15 protein-coding genes and 1 pseudogene are annotated in these 16,736 nt (G+C 61.2%); 6 read left to right on the top strand and 10 right to left on the bottom strand.

Annotation, left to right across the window (positions count from 1 at the left end; all coding sequences use genetic code 11):
• Positions 1-90: 90 nt before the first annotated feature.
• The 3 genes and pseudogenes from ACVILI_RS09740 to proC all read left to right on the top strand — a co-directional run bounded on the left by ACVILI_RS09740 (position 91) and on the right by proC (position 3,282).
• Positions 91-1,089, top strand: a complete 999-nt coding sequence (locus ACVILI_RS09740; protein ID WP_038644611.1) for a glycosyltransferase family 2 protein — start codon at positions 91-93, stop codon at positions 1,087-1,089.
• Positions 1,058-2,404, top strand: a complete 1,347-nt coding sequence (locus ACVILI_RS09735) for an O-antigen ligase family protein (RefSeq protein WP_038644609.1) — start codon at positions 1,058-1,060, stop codon at positions 2,402-2,404. Before ACVILI_RS09740 ends, ACVILI_RS09735 begins: the two co-directional genes overlap by 32 nt.
• Before the next feature lie 60 nt (positions 2,405-2,464).
• Positions 2,465-3,282 (top strand): annotated as a pseudogene (proC, locus tag ACVILI_RS09730) (pyrroline-5-carboxylate reductase).
• Positions 3,283-3,286: 4 nt separating this feature from the next.
• On the opposite strand, the gene ACVILI_RS09725 reads toward proC, so the two are convergent.
• The 5 genes from ACVILI_RS09725 to ACVILI_RS09705 all read right to left on the bottom strand — a co-directional run bounded on the left by ACVILI_RS09725 (position 3,287) and on the right by ACVILI_RS09705 (position 10,096).
• Positions 3,287-4,603, bottom strand: coding sequence for an NAD(P)H-dependent oxidoreductase (locus ACVILI_RS09725; protein WP_038644607.1), 1,317 nt, complete (start codon positions 4,601-4,603; stop codon positions 3,287-3,289).
• A gap of 88 nt (positions 4,604-4,691) precedes the next feature.
• Complete coding sequence (locus ACVILI_RS09720; RefSeq protein WP_038644605.1) at positions 4,692-6,086, bottom strand: multicopper oxidase family protein; 1,395 nt, start codon at positions 6,084-6,086, stop codon at positions 4,692-4,694.
• Positions 6,087-6,225: 139 nt separating this feature from the next.
• Positions 6,226-7,854, bottom strand: coding sequence for a DUF882 domain-containing protein (locus ACVILI_RS09715; protein ID WP_038644603.1), 1,629 nt, complete (start codon positions 7,852-7,854; stop codon positions 6,226-6,228).
• Positions 7,855-8,062: 208 nt separating this feature from the next.
• Positions 8,063-9,205, bottom strand: a complete 1,143-nt coding sequence (locus tag ACVILI_RS09710; RefSeq protein ID WP_038644601.1) for a hypothetical protein — start codon at positions 9,203-9,205, stop codon at positions 8,063-8,065.
• A gap of 171 nt (positions 9,206-9,376) precedes the next feature.
• Entirely contained in the window at positions 9,377-10,096 is a 720-nt protein-coding gene (locus ACVILI_RS09705; protein WP_240565064.1) for a methyltransferase family protein, read from the bottom strand.
• A 171-nt stretch (positions 10,097-10,267) separates the two neighbouring features.
• On the opposite strand from ACVILI_RS09705, the gene ACVILI_RS09700 reads away from it, so the two are divergent.
• Complete coding sequence (locus tag ACVILI_RS09700; RefSeq protein WP_038644599.1) at positions 10,268-11,104, top strand: sterol desaturase family protein; 837 nt, start codon at positions 10,268-10,270, stop codon at positions 11,102-11,104.
• A gap of 19 nt (positions 11,105-11,123) precedes the next feature.
• Here the strand turns inward: ACVILI_RS09700 and ACVILI_RS09695 are convergent, their stop codons facing one another.
• Genes ACVILI_RS09695 through ACVILI_RS09675 form a run of 5 tightly spaced genes read right to left on the bottom strand, consistent with a single transcriptional unit; the run spans position 11,124 to position 15,581 of the window.
• A complete protein-coding gene (locus ACVILI_RS09695; protein WP_038644597.1) occupies positions 11,124-11,648 on the bottom strand; it encodes a prepilin peptidase in 525 nt (174 codons plus the stop codon).
• A 1-nt stretch (position 11,649) separates the two neighbouring features.
• Positions 11,650-12,207 carry a tetratricopeptide repeat protein gene (locus ACVILI_RS09690; protein WP_051726717.1) on the bottom strand — a complete coding sequence of 186 codons (558 nt, stop codon included), beginning with the start codon at positions 12,205-12,207 and terminating at the stop codon, positions 11,650-11,652.
• A gap of 52 nt (positions 12,208-12,259) precedes the next feature.
• Complete coding sequence (locus ACVILI_RS09685; protein WP_051726716.1) at positions 12,260-13,216, bottom strand: type II secretion system F family protein; 957 nt, start codon at positions 13,214-13,216, stop codon at positions 12,260-12,262.
• 8 nt (positions 13,217-13,224) lie between these two features.
• Entirely contained in the window at positions 13,225-14,196 is a 972-nt protein-coding gene (locus ACVILI_RS09680; RefSeq protein ID WP_038644592.1) for a type II secretion system F family protein, read from the bottom strand.
• Positions 14,196-15,581 carry a CpaF family protein gene (locus tag ACVILI_RS09675; protein WP_038644591.1) on the bottom strand — a complete coding sequence of 462 codons (1,386 nt, stop codon included), beginning with the start codon at positions 15,579-15,581 and terminating at the stop codon, positions 14,196-14,198. Before ACVILI_RS09675 ends, ACVILI_RS09680 begins: the two co-directional genes overlap by 1 nt.
• A gap of 540 nt (positions 15,582-16,121) precedes the next feature.
• Between ACVILI_RS09675 and ACVILI_RS09670 the strand changes: the two genes are divergently transcribed.
• Together ACVILI_RS09670 and ACVILI_RS09665 are read left to right on the top strand one after the other, a co-directional pair.
• Positions 16,122-16,301, top strand: coding sequence for a Flp family type IVb pilin (locus tag ACVILI_RS09670; protein ID WP_038644589.1), 180 nt, complete (start codon positions 16,122-16,124; stop codon positions 16,299-16,301).
• A 240-nt stretch (positions 16,302-16,541) separates the two neighbouring features.
• A complete protein-coding gene (locus ACVILI_RS09665; RefSeq protein WP_051726902.1) occupies positions 16,542-16,724 on the top strand; it encodes a Flp family type IVb pilin in 183 nt (60 codons plus the stop codon).
• The last annotated feature ends 12 nt before the right edge of the window (positions 16,725-16,736 follow it).

Genomic DNA, 16,736 nt, shown 5'->3' with positions numbered 1-16,736 from the left:
TGCCCGACGGGCCTCTCCGTGCAAGGTGATTAACGAAACCTTATCACCGTGGTGCTACCAGAACGCGACTCACCATGTGGCTGGACACGGATGATCCCTTTGCCATCGGATGGTTCGGTATCGATCGCTGGACGGTCTCCCCGGCTTAACGTCGAGGCTGTCGAAGCGGTCGTCACCTTGCCTACCTTCAAGCGGCCCGAACAGGTGCTGGAAACGCTGGTTTCGCTGCGCGCGCAGCGGACCGGCAGGCGCTTTGCCGTCATCGTCATGGAGAACGAAGCCGAGGCGCGGGAAGGCGCCAAGGCGGTGCTGCCGCTGTTCGAGCGTGGCGGGATGCCGGGCATGGTCATCATCGCGCATGAGCGCGGCAATTGCAGCGCCTACAATGCCGGCTGGCAGACGGCGATGCTGCACTTTCCGAACTTCAGGCATCTGCTGGTCATCGACGATGACGAGATCGCCGATCCGCACTGGCTGGAACGCATGTGCACGGCTGCCGAGACGCTCGGCGCCGATATTGTCGGCGGCCCGCAAGTGCCTGTCTTCGCAGACGCTGTCCATGCGAGATGGGCGGAGCATCCGGTGTTCGCGCCGCCCTACCGGGAAACCGGGCGCGTGCCGGCGCTCTATTCGTCCGGCAATCTTCTGGTCGGGCGCAACATGCTGATCGCCATGGGGCCGCCCTTCCTCGATCTCAGATTCAACTTCATGGGCGGCGGCGATTCCGACTTTCTCAGCCGTGCGGCGCAGAAGGGCTTTGTGCTCGGCTGGTGTGCCGAGGCCAAGGTTCGCGAGACCGTCCCGGCGCGGCGCGTCGAGCCCGACTGGATCCGGGCCCGCAGCCTGCGCAACGGCGTGATCTCGACGCTGGTCGAGAAGAAGAAGCGCGCCGGCACGCCGCTGGCCGGCGCCAGGGTGCTGGCGAAAAGCCTGGCGCTGCTGGCCGCCGCGCCGTTTCGCGGCCTGGTCCGGCTGGCGCGCACAGGATCGCCGGCGATCGCCATCTACCCCGTCCATGTGGCGCTCGGCCGCGTGCTGGCCGAATTCGGATATGCCAATGAGCAGTATCGCCAGCCCGAGAAAAACTGAGCGCGCCCCGCTCAGCGACGCGTTCACGCGCGACGGCGTGGCGACGGCCGTCGCCGCACTGCTGTTCACCGTCATCATGGTGTCCTTCCGCCCGTTCCAGCCGGCCGGCGCCGAGCTGACCGGCGACGGCGGCGACATCGTCAACCAGCTCGGCTTCGGCTCGCTCGGCGCCGTTTCGATCTTCTCGTTGATGGCCTTTGCCGATCCGCGCATCGTGCGCTCGCTGCTCAGCCCGTCCTGGGCGCTGATGCTGGGCTTCTTCTTCCTGTCGGTGGTGCTGGCGACCGACCCGCCCTCGGCGATGCGCGCCGCGTCCTTCACCATGATCGGCATCCTGACCATGGCAACGATCCTGGCGCTGCCGCGCGATGCCGAGTCCTTCTCGAAAGTCATCATATTCACCGCCGTGGTGGTGATGGGCCTCTCCTATGTCGGCCTGATCGTCTTTCCGCACGAAGCGCTGCACACGGCCGATTCCCAGGAGCCCGAACATGCGGGCCTGTGGCGCGGCGTGTTCACCCACAAGAACATCGCAGGCCCGATCATGGCCTGCTTTAGTTTCGCCGGCCTCTACCTCTACCGGCGCGGGCAACGCTGGTGGGGCGCGGGTATCTTCTGCGCCGCGATGATCTTCATGCTGCACACCGGCTCCAAGACCACCGCCGGCCTGGTGCCGTTCTCAATCCTGATCGTCGTTCTGCCGAGCCTGATGGGCATGCGGCTCGGCACGCCGATCCTGTTTACGCTGGCGATCATCGCCACCGCGGTCGGCACGCTGGGCATCGTCTTCCTGCCGCCGGTGAAGCATCTGGCGGCGATCTATTTTCCCGACATGACCTATACCGGCCGCACGACGCTGTGGGAGTTCGCCGGCTCGATGCTGGCGAAGAAACCATGGACCGGCTACGGCTATGAAAGCTTCTGGGGCACGCCGCTGCTGCTCAACCAGGACCAGCCCTTCGACCGGCCATGGGATATCAGGACCATCGTGCACGGCCATGACGGCTATCTCGACATCGCCGTGTTGATGGGCATCCCCGCCCTTTGCGTGGCGGTCTATACTTTCCTGATCGCGCCGCTGCGCGACTACATGCGCATTCCGCTGCGCAAGGAAAACATCTATCTCGGCGACTTCTTCATGATGGTGGTGCTGTTCACCGCGCTCAACGCTTTCCTCGAAAGCTTCTTCTTCCATCGCGGCGACCCGGTCTGGCTGTTCTTCGTGCTCGGCGTGCTTGGCCTGAGACAGGTGTCGCTACGGCCGATCCCAGTGCGTAGCTCCAACCGTAACGTGCGATCGCCCGGTCCGTCCTGACGGGGCTTCCCCCCTGAACCGTGAGCGTCTATGTCAAAGCCTTCCTTCGGAGGGCTTTCGATGACGATCAGGCTTGTTCTCGCCGGCTGCGGCAATATGGGTTACGCCATGCTTTCGGGCTGGCTGAAATCCGGCAAGCTTGCACCCTCGGCGGTTTTCGTGGTCGAACCCAATTCCGAGCTGCGCCAGCGCGCCGCAACGCTTGGCTGCGCCACATCAGCGGATGCCAGTGAGATTCCAGGCGACGCCGTGCCCGACCTTGTCGTCATCGCGGTAAAACCCCAGGTGATCCGCGATGTCACCGCCGCCCTACAAGCGTTTCGGCGACGGACGCACCACATTCGTCAGCATCGCCGCCGGCACGCCGGTCGCCACCTTCGAGGACATCCTCGGCGGCCGCGCGCCTGTCGTGCGCTGCATGCCCAACACGCCCGCCTCCATCGGCAAGGGCATGATGGTGGTGTTTTCCAACCCGCTCGTCTCGGATGATACCAAGCGCTTTGTCGCCGACCTGCTGTCGGCCAGCGGCGAAGTGGCCACCATCGACGACGAGGGTCTGATGGATGCGGTGACCGCCGTGTCGGGATCCGGGCCGGCCTACATCTTCCACTTCATCGAAGCGCTGACCGTGGCCGCCGAGAAGGCGGGCCTGCCGAAGGCAACCGCCAGGCTGCTCGCCATGCAGACGGTCTATGGGGCCGCCTCGCTGGCCGCCGAAAGCCAGGAGGAACCGGGCGTGCTGCGCCAGCAGGTGACCAGCCCGAACGGCACGACGGCTGCGGCGCTTGGCGTGCTGATGGGCGAAGACCGGCTGACCCAACCTGCTGACGCAGGCCGTGGAAGCGGCGCGGCTGCGATCGATCGAGTTGGGGAAGTAAGCGCTTAGTACGCCCCGTACAGCATCTCGTCCTGCAGCCGGCGCAAGGCGAACAGCCTCGTCGTCTGGTCGGGCGCGGCGTTGTCGGCGGTCAGCAGTTCGCCCTTCCTGACCGGTTTCAGCACCTTGCCGCCCTCGAGCAGGCCGACCGGCACGGCGCGTTGGGCTCGGGCTTCGCCGACGGTCATCGTCCAGGAACGGTAGCAGGTCTCGCCGATCGCATCGAAGGTCTCGCCGGCCGCCAGGTCCCGCTTGGCGACCGCGCAGACCTCGGCGACCGGCCTTGGCAGCGGCACCATGTCGGGCTTGCCGGAAAGCACGATGCGGGCAGCGGTGAGCGGCACTTCCAGCGATGTCAGATGATAGGGCCGGAACAGGCTGTAGTAGGGACCATGGCCGATATGCAGATCGTCCATGCGCTCGATGATGCGCGGATGTGTGGCCTCGACGATGACGAAGACACCGGGCGCCACACCCTTGCCGATCGTGTAGTCGACGACGCCCTTTTTCAACAACAGTCCGCCATCCTCGCGCGGGATGAGCACCTTGACGAGATCGTCGCGGTCGGCCTTCGGGCCATGCATGCCGGGCACATCGGGCACCAGCCCGGTGGCGTTGGCGATGGCGCACATCTCGACCATAGTTTTGGAGCCGTCGACGAACTCGACCAGCATGCGCGGGTTCATGTTGCGGCGGATCGCTTCCTCGCGATAGTCGTCGGGCATGGCGTCGTGGTTGAGCGGGTTGTTCTTGCCCTTGCCGGCCGAGACGATGGTCAGGCCGAGGGCGGACGCGAACTCGATCAGTTCCATGCAGCTCGACGGCTCGTCGCCGGCGCCAACCGAATAGACGACGCCAAGCCGGTCGGCCTGCTGCTTCAGATAGCACCCGATGGTGACGTCGGCCTCGACATTCATCATCACCAGATGCTTGCCATGCTCCATCGCCATCAGGTCGAAATCGGCGGCGACGCCCGGTTTTCCCGTGGCGTCGATGACGACGTCGATCAGTGGATTGGTGACCAGCAGCTCGTTCGAGGTGACGGCGATCTTTCCTGCCTCGATGGCCGCGGTGACTTTCGACGCCGCGTCTGCCTCGACTGCCATCGCCTCGTCGCCATAGGCGATGCGGATGGCATCACGCGCGGTGTGCGGGCGCCGGGTGGAGACGGCGCAGACCGAAATGCCTGGCATCAGCATGCCTTGCGTGACGAGGTCTGTTCCCATCTCGCCCGAACCGATAACACCGATGCGCACCGGACGACCGTCGGCGGCACGGCTGGCGAGATCGCGGGCAAGTCCGGTCAAGGCGACATTGGTCATGCGTGAGATGTCCACAGTTTCTTGATTTTGGATGCGGCAATAGCAGGGAACCACCCGCTTTTGCCAACGAAACCGTTCGAACCTGGCTTCAGACCACCCTGACGTAACTCGTCATGCCCGATTTCTGGTGCTCGATGATGTGGCAGTGCAGCAGCCAGTCGCCGGGATTGTCGGCGACGAAGCCGAGCTGAACCTTCTCGTTGGGCTGGATAAGATAGGTGTCGGAAATCAGCGGCTGCACCGGCCGCGTCGAGGACGACAGCACCTTGAAGCTCATGCCGTGCAGATGCATCGGATGCGATTGCGGCGTCAGGTTCTCCATGTCGATGACATAGCTCTTGCCAAGCTTCAGTTCGGCCAGCGGCGCGGTCGGATCGGATGTATCGCCTGGCCACGGCACCTTGTTGATGGCCCAGAAACTGTAGCCTAGCGAACCGCAGATGCCGTCGCTCGGGACGTTTTCCGCCGTGGCGCTGAGCGCCAGGGAAATGTGCTGGGCGGCGGCGAGATCGACCTCCGCCACCGGATTGACCTCCAGCGGCGCAACGTCGCGAAAATCCCGCTTGAGCGAACTGCCCGTCGCCCGCACGGTCGCCAGGATTTTGGGCCTGGTGCCCCTGACATCGCGCAGGCTCACCACCGCGCCTTCCTGGTCTGGCATGCGGATCGCGAGCTCCATGCGCTGTCCCGGCCCAAGCAGCAAGGCATCGGGTGAAAAACGCTCGGGCACCGGATTGCCGTCCAGCGCCATCACGATCGCCTCGGCGCCGTCGACGCGAAAGGCATAGATGCGGGTGACATCGGTGATGGCCACGCGCAGCCGCACCAGGCCTCCGGCCGGCGCGTCATATTGCGGCTGGTCAAGCCAGTTGGCGGTGCGCACGGTGCCGTAGGTGCCGGTTTTCGCGGCGTCGCGCGGCCGGAACTGGTCGATGAACTGGCCGTCGTCGCCCAGGCGCCAGTCACGCAGATTGAGGACGAACTCGGCTTCGAATTTCGGATCGTTCGGGTTTTCGACAACGATCACGCCGGTCAGGCCGTGGCCCATCTGCTCCAGCGTGTTGCAATGCGGGTGATACCAGAAGGTGCCGGCGTCGGGCGGCGTGAAGGCGTAGTCGAAATGGTCGCCGGTGTAGACGTAAGGCTGCACCAGGAAGGGCACTCCATCCATCTTGTTGGGCAGGCGAATGCCGTGCCAATGGATGGTCGTGGGATCATCGATGGCGTTGACCAGGCGCGCCGCGAAGGGTTCGCCCTTCCTCATCCTCAGCACTGGCGGCATTCCGGCATTGCCATAGGTCAGCACATTGTTGGTCGGGCCGATATCCATCAGCCTGGCCTGGATTTTGGCCGTCTGCAGCACCACCGGTTCCGGGCTGGCGGCGGCGAGGCTGCCAAGCCTGCCGATGGCCGAGAGCCCCACTCCGGTTGCGCCAGCGATGGCGGCCGTTTTCAAGAGCCCGCGGCGTGTCCATCCGGTCATTCAGCGCTCCAAATGCAAAGCCTGGATTTATCGTCGCCTTGGATCACGGGCGAGCCACCAGTGCAAATGCCGATATTGGCACACGGCGTCTGGCCAATGCCATGGCGACGGGTGGCATCCGCTCGGAAGCCTTCGCCCCCTATTTGAAACTGGCGATGGGCAGGAATTTCACGGCGGAACCTGTGAAGCGGCGGTGATCCGACGTCTGTCCCCGCGGCTGGAATCCGTCGAGATAGACCTGCTGCGGGGCCGTGCGGATGAAATTGGCTGCAATGACGGGCGCCGCTGCCGCGCCGGTTCCCCCGGAAATGCCGCGCTCCGCCACGGGCACAATCACGGCGGTGGCCTCGGGATCGAGGCGTGGCTGGACACGATCGGCCTTGGGGCTGGTCCTGACACGATCCTCGGATTTCGGTGCCGGAACGGCAACCCGCTGAGCGGCCGATCCATCAAGGACGACATCGGGATGGTGCATGGCCAGCAAGGCAGCGACGGCATCGGCGGATTTGACCGCTTCCGGCTGACGCGCCAGGCTTGCCTCAGTCTGCGGCCGCCATGTCGGCAAGGGGACGTTGAGCGCCACCACGTCCGGCGCGCTCGCGGCAGCGGCTTCCGTCTTGTCCAAGGGCATTTCGGCATTGGCCACCACCGGCTTGGTCACGGAGGGTTCGGCCTGCGCCGTGGACGCGCGAGCCATCGCGAACGGCGCGGTTTGCGGGGCCGGAATGCTGGCCGTGGCAACGGCGCGCGGGGCGAAGGCGGGCAACGGCACCGCGCTGGGCGCCATGGCCATGACGATCGCTTCCGGCGTCTTGCCCTTCTGCTCAGCGAGCGGTTCTTCGGCCGCACCGGCGGAAGCCATCTGGATGTCCGCCCGCTGGGCTGCCTGCGGCGGCACGACGGCGATGCCCTGCCCCGCGGTCTTGGGTTCAACGGACTTGGCCGGTTTGCGTGGCGCGGGTGCGGCTTCGACGATATCCCCGGACTCGTCGGCGCCGCGACCGCCCAGAAGCGTCGCCAGCAGGCCGCGCGACTTGCGCTGACCGCCGTCGGCGGTTGCCAGCTCGATGTTGGGCGTGCCGGCGGTCTTGCGCGATTTGTAGGCGGCAAGCGCTTGGTCGTAGCCGGGCAGCGGCCTGCCGTCGCTCGGCACATGCAGCGTGTTGCCGTTCGGGAAGACCCTGGCAAGTTCCTGGCGGCTGATGCCCGGCCAATGCCGCACATTGCCGACGTCCATGTGAATGAAAGGCGAGCCGGAGGTCGGGTAGTAACCAACACCGCCGCCCTGCATCCTGAGGCCGATGTCGCGCAGTTTCTTCAGCGGCACATCCGGCAGGAAGAAATCCATGGCGCGGCCGACCATGTGCTGGCTTTCCCGGGCCACGCCCTTCGAGCGGCTGCGCAGCATGGCGTTGGTCGCCGGCGAGCGATAGGCGCTGACGACATGGATATAGCCGCTCGAGCCGCTGGCGCGATAGGCCTGCCAGACGAGGTCGAGCAGGCGCGGATCCATCCTGGTCGGCTCGTTGCGGCGCCAGTCGCGCAGCATGAAATTGATCTTCTTCAATCCCGCCTGATCGTAGCGCCCGTTGCGCTTGAAGACGATCTCGGCCTTCTCGCCGGTATGGAGATGCTGGATCTTCAAGGCGCGCGTCTCGGCGAACGCACTGGTGACGCACAGGCAAAGCAACGCGACGACAATGGCCGGCAGCCATGTCCAACGATGGGAGGCGCCGGGCGCGTTCTGTTCGCTTTCAGTCACGTTCATGCCTTGCACATTGTTCTTGTTTCGGGCGATTTGACGACTTCGCCGGAAGCGGAGCCTTCCTTTCGAACCCTGGACACGCAGTCTTCGCCAGCCGGGCGGGCATCCGTCCTACGAACTCGTCCTGTCGATGAACAGCATCTTGGTTAACGAATCGTGTTCGCGCCGGGAATGGGCCTTCCCTGCCCGGGAATGACTTCAACCGACCGCTTCAGCGGAACAGATATTTCGAGACTTCCGGATTGCCGCGCCGCCACATCACATTGTCCAGGAAGTAGTGGTGCACGTTGATGAATATCCACGCGATGAAGAGGAAAAGCGACGAGCCGAGCACCGCCTTGTTGTAGGGAACCATGGCCGTCAGCGCCATTGGCACCAGCCAGAAACCGAGCGCCCCAAGAATTCCGCCGAAGACCACGAACGCCAGCACGCGCAGCCTGTATAGCGGTCCAAGAACGGACAGGGCCTTCAATGCCGGCCTCTCGACGGCATCCGCACGGTCGCGCTCGACATTGGTCTGGTAGCGCCAGACCACGGCCAGGTACTGCAACGAATGCATCGCCGGCACGACGAGCAGCCAGAGCGGGTTCAGCGTCACGAACAGGATCCAGGCATAGAGGGACACGACGTAGGCGACGACGCCATTATAGGGCAGCGCCCCACCATGTTTGCGCCAGCGGTTGATGAACATCACCGCGGTTGCCGCAGAGGAGGCGGCGGCGATCGACATGGCGATGGTGATGAGCCATGGCGGGACCGCGAAGGTGTAATAGTCCAGGCCCCAGAACTGCCTTTGGGTGATCACCACGTTCGTCTGAAGCCAGGCGAACAGCCAGACGGCGTAGCCGTTGAACAGCAACACCTTCTTGTCCTGATCGCTGAAGAATTTGCGCTTCAGCACGGCATCCACCATCAGCATGCCGTAGCCTTGCTTGACGTAATGCCAGCCGACGAAAAAGCCCATCGCGTTTGTCGCATTGCCCAGCAGGCGGGCGTTGCCCGTCAGCGCGCCGTAGGCAAAGAAGGCAATCATCGCCAGCGGGACGACGATGCCCGCGAGAATATAGCGGATCTGGAGGCTCCGGCCGTAGCCCTCGCCGCGCACCTTGCGCGCGAAATTGCGATAGAAGATCTGGTACGAATGACCGAAATGCGGCTGGTTTATCAGGTGCGAGAGCAAGAACATCGTCAGCGTCACGGTGGCTTCATACCGCAGCGGCAGGAAATACAGGACCGGCAGGATGAGAAGCGCGCTTCCGCCAAGCATGAAGAAGTCGATGAACGGGCCAAAGAGATATTTTTGCGGGGCGGTCGCGACTGAAGCCGGGGTATCCGCCGAAAGGTGAAGTGCCATGATGCCTTCTCCCCCTTGTGGTGGTCTATTTAGCCATCGACCCGCTTGTCCGGCAAGGTGTCGGCGCAGCTATCACGATCGTGACATCATCGAGCGTTCTGGTGCGGAACCATTTCACCAAAATGATCGCTGGGGCTTGCCTCTCATTGTTCTGGAAGCGTGGCGGTCTTATCACTGGCCAGGTGCTGGCACTTCCGAACGACGAAAACGCGGCAGAAGCATCGGAACGCGCCGAGCATATTCATCATATTCGGAGAACGTCTGCCGAAGGATACCTTCCTCGTTCCGTGCACGTCGATACTGCAGAAGAAATTGGACCGCGCCTAACGCCACCATCAACACCGACAAGTGCGAAAGGATCATCCCAAGAATGAACGTCGCCTCGCAGATGTAAAGCGGATGGCGAACAATGGAATATGGGCCAGAGGTAACCAACTGCCGGGCCGTAGCCATAATGGAGAACGAGCGGCCGAGCCAGTAGAGGCAAAACACGGAGCCCACCATGCCGACGAAAATCAAGCACAGCGCGACCATTTGCGCTGCCTCGCTTTCCAGTGCTGGGGTCACAAACATTGCAACGATGATCAGGAAAGTTCCGGCTACAGAAGTGACCCTTGGCTCGATTCCCTGCGCGGTTCCTTTTGGCGGGAGGCGACCGACCGTCAGGAAAACCTGCAGGGCGGATATAACAGTCGCCAAGACTTGATTGACGACGGCCAGCGAATTTGCCGATCCGTTCTGATGAAAATAGGCGAGCAGAGGAATCGCGCTGAGAACCGCCAGGACCGTCATGATACAGACGATCGCGATCCGGCCGAGAAAATCTTCATTCAACATTTTGGCCCCCTGCAAAGCAGCACTGAAGCATTCCTTGCGTGCGCCGACAAGCAAATGGTTTCCAAAGCGTTAACGGCCAAACTCGCTACCAATCGAGATGTGTCATCGAGGTCATCAAAGCGTCCCGGCTAGAAGGTCAGCGCGCACCGGTTAACTGTTTGGAAACCATTGCCTTGTGTGAGGGAGCATGAAGTGGTTCACTCCTCTGGTAAATGACATTGAGAGATGGAGCCGATGGACCTCTTTGGTCTGAAAACGCTGCTCATTTGTGCCCTGATCTTCGTACCGCTGGAGCACCTCCTCGCCCTGCGGACGCAACAGAAGATATTCCGCAAGGGTCTTGCCACCGATGTGATCTACGCAATGGTCAACGGGGCTTTCCTCAAGATCTGCATTTTCGTTATGGCGGCAGGGGCAATGGGTGTCTCGGCATCTTTGGTACCTGAGAAGGTAACGATGACAGTGAGTGGTCAGGCGACATGGCTCCAGGTCACAGAGATCATCATCCTGGCCGATCTGGGTGTCTACGCCTCCCACCGGGCGTTTCACGCCATCCCGGCGCTCTGGAGATTTCACGCCATCCATCACGGCATCGAGGAGTTGGACTGGATGGTTGCTTTCCGGGCGCATCCGGTGGACCAGATCATCACCAAGGCTGTCTCGCTTCTGCCTATATTCTTTCTGGGATTTTCGTCAGAGGCCATCACCGTATACTTCATCATCGCTACCGGGCACGCGTTGCTTCTACATGCCAATGTCAGGATGAACTTCGGGCCGCTCAAATGGGTGATCGCAAGCCCCCAATTCCACCATTGGCATCACGCCGATCAACGCGACGCCTATGACAAGAACTTCGCCAGTCACTTGGCCATCATCGACGCGCTGTTTGGGACGTTTCATATTCCAGGCTCCAGAATGCCCGAGAAATACGGTGTCGATGAGCCGATCCCGACGGATTATATCGGCCAACACGGCTACCCGTTCGTGCGCGGTACTCAACAGGGCCGGAGTACAGAGGATGCCGTCGTCAAGCCGACGCCCGAAGAAGCAGCGCGCGGGTAGCCCAGCGCCCGATAATTGTTCACATCGATAGAGAGCCAGGGACCACAAAGCCGTATCCGACCTGCAAGGCAATTATGCAAATCGACGCCACGGAGATAGGTACGCCAAACGGGACGACACCTTTGCGATCGAGGTGTTGCACGTAGACGCGGAAGGCGCCTTGTGGGAGCAAGAATGGATTCTTCACAACCATGGCCGTGGCGAGGGCGAACAGCAGCAGCAAGATGGAAAACCCGACCAGATCATTTCCACCGACCAGAAACGGCACGACTGCCATCAGCTTGACATCGCCTGCGCCGACCTTTCGCAGAACCCAGAACGGAAAAAGCCCCACGAACAGCACAAGCGCGGCGATAGCGCTCAGCCCCATGTCCCACCACGATCCGGTCTGAAGCGACAAAAGCAGCAGCGATCCCGCCCCCAGGCAGAGCAGCAGCAGAGCGTCGCGATTGGCTATCTTCTGTGTCGTGAAGTCCAGCCACGCAATCCTTGCGAGCAGGGGTATGGCCAGTGCCTTCAGCAGCAGCACTTCGACGAGCAACATGCTAGCGCTCGATGTTCTGCACGCTCGACGACAGCAGCTTCAGATTGTTGGCCACGGTCGGGTCGTTTGGCGCCAGTTCATAGGCCTTCAGGAAACTGCTGCGGGCGTCCTGCAGCTTGCCGCGCAACAGGTAGGAATAACCGATATTGTTGTAGTATTCGGGTGAAGCGCCAACCAGCTTGAAGGCTCGGCCATACGCCCGATCGGCGAGATCGAAGCGGTGGATGCGGTCGCACGAAGCGGCCAGCCCCATCCAGGCACCGCCGTCATTCGGCGCCAGCTGCGTCGCCTTGAAGAACAAGGCACCAGCATTGCCATAATTTTCGGCGCGGAACTGGTTCGTGGCTTCGGCCACGGCCTGGTCCGAGGCGTAATATTCGACATTGCCGACTGTCTTCAGCCCGTCGAAGGCATCGCCAAAGGCCGTCACGTCGCCTTTCGACGGCTCGTTGGTGCGCACGACACCATCGGTGCTGTCCGCACCATTCGTTTGGCAACCGGCAAGCGCAATCAAAAGACTGGCTGCGGCTACGGCTGCGAGGCGCATTGGCCTTGTCATCTTGTCTCCCAAGAGTCCCCGACTCCGTTTTAGAACCAAAGCATATAAACATTTAGAAGAAAATGCCCTTCATGCGGATGAGCACAGGCAACATGACGACCATCATCACGACCGGAAAGATGCAGAGACCCAGCGGGATCATCATCTTGACCGGCAAGGCGTTGGCACGTTCTTCAGCGCTCATGATTCTCTGGTTGCGCATTTCGTCGCTGTAAATGCGCAGCGCGTCCGTAAGACTGGTGCCCAGCTCTTCCGATTGGCGAAACAGAACGGCCAAGGCGCGCGCCTCGTCAAGCCCGATGCGGTCGGCAAGTTCACGCAATGCCTCGCGCAAGGGTTTGCCCGCACGCAACTGCAGGGTCACGATCGAAAGCTGGATGCCCAGCCATTTGTGGGTGCCGGCCAATTCGGCGCCGACGCGCTCCACGGCCGCCTCGAGGCTCATCCCGGCATCGGCGCAGGTGATCATCATGTCCATGAAATCGGGAAAGCCGCGCCGATAGACCTGCTTTTGCCGGCTCTCGAAGCGGTCGAGAGCAATGCTGGGAATAACCAGGCAACCAAGCCCGATCAAGGCTGACCCTGCAAATGCCACGAACCCCGGCAATTGCGGCGGCAACACCCGCGATAGAAGGGCATAACAGGCCAGGAAGCCGATACAGACGGCGCCCAGGCGAGAGAGCGTGTAAATTACCGGCGCGCTTGACTGATAGAATCCCGCCCGGAACAGTTTCGCTTCCAGGGCATTCGGCTCGCCGCGTTCCTTTTCCAAGGAGCGGAAATAGGCATCGACCGGCCGCTGCGCGGAAATCCTGTTGAGCTCCTGCTGAGCATGGAGCGAGCGGCGATTGGTGATCCCCTCGGCCATGAGGGTTTGTGTGACCAGCTTCCTCGTCTGGAAGACCGGGATGAGGATAAAGGCGGCCAGTAAGAAAAAGGCTACCGCCGCCAGGAAGATAGCGAGAGAGAGCAGCGTGGCCGAATTCCCTAGATTGCTAAACACGTCCATGCCCACCACTAGAAATCGAAGTTGACCATTCTGTACATTATGAAGTCACCCAATAATGCCCACGATCCAAATATCACAAACACCGGCATGATGATCGGACTGCCCCAGACGTCACCGTAAAAGCTCGGAGCGACGATCGACAACACGCCAAGCATCAGAAGAGGAAATAGCGAGATTAGCCACGCCGACATGCGACCTTCGGCAGAAAGCGCCCTGATCTTCAGGCGCAATTTCCGCCGCTCACGCAATACTGTCGAAAGGTTCGAAAGTATCTCGGTGAGATTGCCGCCGGTCTTGGCCTGGATGGAGAGCGACACCGACAGCAGATGCAGGCCTTCGAAACCGACCCGCTCCGACAATTTTCGGACAGCCTGCTCCAGACTGAGGCCAAAGCTGATTTCGTCGGAAACGATGCCGAATTCCGTGCCGAGAGGATCGGGCATTTCACGCGCGACGAGCCCGATCGCGACGGTGGTGGGGTGGCCGGCGCGCAGAGAACGTACGATCATATCGAGTGCATCGGGAAGCTGGAGCGCAAATTTATTGATGCGCTTGGTCCGTGCTCTTCGCAAAACGAGAATCGGGAGAACAAATCCGACAATCAAGAAGACGATGACGGCGACAATGACGGAAAAGTGCAGTAGCAACGCAAAAAGGAGCGCCAATACGAGGCCGGCGAGCAGGAAAACTGCCAGGAAGGCCAGTGGATTGCCGGTGATGCCGGATTGCGTATAGAGGCGGTTGAGCGCGATTGCGCCGAAAATGAAGTCCCCCGACGCCGTCAGCCCGCGTTCCTGCAGGAGCCCCTGCAAACTCTGCTCGGCCGGCTTTTCTTCTCCCAGGCGCTGCAAGCGTCGATTTATGATGCTTGCCCGCGCTCGGCGCCCGGCGATTGAGAGAAAAAAGGACTCGGCGGCGAGAATGACCGACGCCGCCGCCAGCACATAGATGAAGTAGAGGAGGGTCTGACCGGTCGGCATCAGAGTGGAACCTGCGGATTGAACGCATCTTTTGCGAAATGATACCCCATCGCCGCGGCTTCGGTGGCAAAACGCGGCCGTACACCGGTAGCGCGAAATTCACCGACAATCGCACCATCGGCGCGGACATCGCGGCGAACGAAGTGATAGATTTCCTGAAGCTGGACAACGTTGCCTTCCATGCCGGTCAGTTCCGATATGGAAGTGACGCGCCTGCCGCCGTCGGAGAGCCGTTGTGTCTGCACGATGATATCGATGGCCGAGGCGATTTGCGCACGGATGGAATCATTGGTCATCGGCATGCCGGCCATGCCGACCATCTGCTCCAGCCGTGAGATCGCATCGCGCGGCGTGTTGGCGTGGATGGTAGTCATCGAGCCTTCATGGCCGGTGTTCATCGCCTGCAGCATGTCGAAGGCCTCCTCGCCGCGCACCTCGCCGACGATGATGCGGTCCGGTCGCATGCGCAGTGCGTTCTTGAGCAGCTCGCGCTGGCGGACCTCGCCTTTGCCCTCGACATTGGGCGGGCGCGTCTCCAGCCGTCCGACATGCGGTTGCTGCAGTTGTAGCTCCGCCGCATCCTCGATGGTGATCAGGCGTTCCCTCGACGGGATGTAGCTCGACAGCGCATTGAGCAAGGTGGTCTTGCCGCTGCCGGTGCCGCCGGAAACCAGGATCGATTTGCGCGACTGTACCGCGATGCGCAGCAGATCGACCATCGGCTGTCGGATCGAGTTGAACGCCATCAGACGCTCTAGAGAATAAGGGTTCTTGGAAAATTTACGGATGGAGACCAGCGGGCCGTCCACCGAGATCGGCCGCACGGCGATGTTAACGCGTGAGCCGTCTGCCAGCCGGGCATCGACCATCGGTGCTGATTCGTCGACACGCCGGCCGATCGCCGAGACGATCTTGTTGATGACGCGCAACAGATGCGCCTCGTCGCGGAAGCGAATCGCGGTTTCCTCGATCACGCCATATCGCTCGATGAAGACACGCTTGTGGGTGTTGATCAGAATGTCGGCAATCGAATCGTCTTTCAACAATGGCTCGATCGGCCCCAGGCCAAGCATTTCGTCGGCCGTGTCGCTGGTCAGTTGATCGAGTTCGCGCGCGTTCAGCGGAACGGTGCGACCGCGCACGAACTCGCGCACGATGGGGCGGATTTCGTTCAGGATCTCATCCTTCGACGCAGTTTCGAGTGACGCGAGGTTGAACCGGTCAATCAGATGTCGATGCAGATCGACTTTCAGCGCCAGGAACTCGTCGCCATGCGGTTCGAGATCCGCGACAGGCGAGGCGCCGCTGGCAACTTGGAGAACCGCCGTCGACTCCAGCTTTGGCTCGATCCGCGTCTCGCCACCCTTGATGAACCGCCCCAGCATAACCCCTTATACCCCTCCAGCGCATATTAGCGGAAACTAAACGTTAACCAACCGCCGCACAAGCGCCAGGACGGCTCACGCCCAGGCAATACTTTCAACATAGTTAAGAAGCGGCGCTAGAAAATATCGTTTTTGTATCCGGTCTCCACGCCGTCAGTCATAAGTGAAGCACCAAGCCTCGTAGCGCCGAGTCCCTTGCCAGCTCAAACACCGATCGCCATCCCATAATTGGCTATAACCCCTTAGATATAAAGGAATATGCCATGTTGCTAAAATAGGGATAGCTCAATTAGCACGGAGACATAATTGTGAACGAATGGTTAAGAGCGCTTGAAAAATTAGACAAATCAATGTGTTGCTGAAATTTAAGGCCGCTCTCAACTCGAAGGTTCATGTATTGGGAAGTTAAGGAACCGTTAATCCCGTTTGACTCCGCAATTTTTCGAGACCTAGGATCGAGATGACGGGGGATGCTTGGGTATGGGGTTCATCCTTGGCTCTGTCTCGTCGGGTTCAAACCTCCAAAAGGGAGAAATTGACATGAAGAAGCTCATGACGATGACCCGGCAGTTCCGCGACGACGAAAACGGCGCTGCCATGGTCGAATATACGATCTTGCTCGGTATCATCACGGTAGCGGTCATCGGCACCGTGATTACGGTCGGCACCTGGGTCGGCGGCAGATGGACCACGCTCGCTGGCACACTTCCGGGGGCGTAATTTTCTGGCCGGCCCAAGCCGAAAGGCCTGGGCCAGCCGCTCTCACCAGAAGGTCGATCGGCCTCCGGGTGTAACCGTAGTCGGTTGGCAGGCAGCATACTGGCAATATCGGCATAGTAATCGTTCTCGCTGTTTTGTTTAGCGTGTTGGCTGTCGACTTGAGAGTGACGGGTGATGCTTGAGTGTGAATTTCATCCTCAGTTCGTCTCGTCTGGCTCAACCTCCAAAGGAGAAATCGGCGTGAAGAAGTTCATGACTATGACTCGGCAGTTCCGCGACGATGACAACGGCGCTGCCATGGTCGAATATACAATCTTGCTCGGCATCATCACGGTAGCCGTGATCGGCACCGTGATCACGGTCGGCGGATGGGTTGGCACCCAGTGGACCACGCTTAACACGGCACTTGCTGGAGCTGCCTAGCGATCTCTGGCA

The organism is Mesorhizobium sp. USDA 4775 (assembly GCF_054062655.1).
The sequence above is the reverse complement of the archived record's forward strand: the minus strand, read 5'-3'. Positions and strand labels throughout refer to the sequence as shown.